Below are 1506 nucleotides of genomic sequence, written 5' to 3'. Positions count from 1 at the left end.
GCCGCGATCGATTGCGGCACCAACTCGATCCGGTTGCTGATCGCCGACGCGGATGGCGGCCGGCTGCGCGACGTGCACCGCGAGACGCGGATCGTGCGGCTGGGGCAGGGCGTGGACGCGACGGGTGAGTTCGCGCCCGAGGCGATCGCGCGAACCCGCGCCGCCCTGACCGACTATGCGTCGCTACTGAAGGCGCACGGCGTCGAGCGGGTGCGGATGGTGGCGACATCGGCGGCGCGCGATGTCGCCAATCGCGATGTGTTCTTTGCGATGACGGCCGAGGTGCTGGGTGCGGTGTTGCCCGGTGCGGTGGCCGAGGTGATCAGCGGAGCGGAGGAGGCCTCGCTTTCCTTCCACGGCGCGGTCGGCGATTTGGACAGCAGTGCTGCGCCTTTCGTCGTCGTCGACCTGGGTGGCGGCTCCACCGAGATCGTGCTCGGCAGCGAGCGGGTGGTGGCCGCCTACTCGGCCGACATCGGATGCGTCCGGCTTACCGAGCGCTGCCTGCACTCCGACCCGCCCACGCCCGACGAGGTGGCGGCCGCCCGAGCGGTGGTGCGCGAGCGGCTGGACGTCGCGCTGGGCGTGGTGGACGTCGAAGGGGCCCGGACCTGGGTCGGGCTGGCCGGCACGATGACCACGCTGTCCGCGTTGGCGCATAACATGACGGCGTATGACTCTGCGGCCATTCATCTTTCACGCGTGCCGGGTGCTGATCTGCTGGCAGTGTGCGAGCGACTGATCGGAATGACTCGATCCCAGCGCGCCGCGCTGCCGCCGATGCACGAGGGCCGGGCCGACGTGATCGGCGGCGGCGCGATCGTGGTGGAGGAATTGGCGCGCGAACTGCGCGCCCGCGCCGGCATCGACGAGTTGATCGTCAGCGAACACGACATCCTGGACGGCATCGTGCTGTCGATCGCCGGCTGAGTCATATCCGTCCCATTGGTCCCCGCGGGGAGGCGGCACCCTTTGTGCCCGCCTCACAGCGACAAATTCCGCCGTCGCGGCCGATCGCCGGCTGAGTCACATAGGCCCCATTAGTACCCGCGCGGAGGCCGCACCCTTTGTGCCCGCCTCAGAGCGACACTTGGCCGCCGCACGCAACGCGAGCACCCGTTTATGTATTCGGTGTTCGGTGGAGCGCGGGATATAGCCCGGCCCGTACAGCCCGCGCCGAAGCCGGCGCACCCTGTCCCGCTCCGTCTCCCAACGCAGGGCATCCGAAATGACTTTCGATGCCCTCCCGGGGACGCAAAAGCCTTGCGCTTCAAGCGCATGGAGCATTTCGGCGACGGTTGCCCGCCCATTATGAGCGAGGTGCATCGCGAGCACATAGCGCAGTTCGATTCCTCGAAGGTTCATTGCCGCAGGGTCGCATACCTGTACGACATCGCCTCAAGTTGTCGCTGTGAGGCGGGCACAAAGGGTGCCGCCTCCGCGCGGGTACTAATGGGGCGCATGTGACTCAGCCGGCGATCGGCCGCGACGGCGGAATTTGTCGCT

General features: G+C 68.1%; 2 protein-coding genes. One reads left to right on the top strand and one right to left on the bottom strand.

Annotation, left to right across the window (positions count from 1 at the left end; all coding sequences use genetic code 11):
* The coding region (locus tag A5706_RS10085; protein ID WP_068129688.1) for a Ppx/GppA phosphatase family protein at window positions 1-930 on the top strand (930 nt) is incomplete at its 5' end.
* Between the two features lie 96 nt (window positions 931-1026).
* Here the strand turns inward: A5706_RS10085 and A5706_RS34200 are convergent.
* Complete coding sequence (locus tag A5706_RS34200) at window positions 1027-1365, bottom strand: hypothetical protein (protein ID WP_082964291.1); 339 nt, start codon at window positions 1363-1365, stop codon at window positions 1027-1029.
* Window positions 1366-1506: the final 141 nt, after the last annotated feature.

This window comes from Mycobacterium sp. E796, assembly GCF_001672815.1.
GTDB lineage: Bacteria > Actinomycetota > Actinomycetes > Mycobacteriales > Mycobacteriaceae > Mycobacterium.
The sequence above is the reverse complement of the archived record's forward strand: the minus strand, read 5'-3'. Positions and strand labels throughout refer to the sequence as shown.

Excerpts from the sequence above, each read along its gene's own strand:
- A5706_RS34200 (WP_082964291.1), bottom strand. The coding sequence starts at position 1,365 with ATGAACCTTCGAGGAATCGAACTGCGCTATGTGCTCGCGATGCACCTC.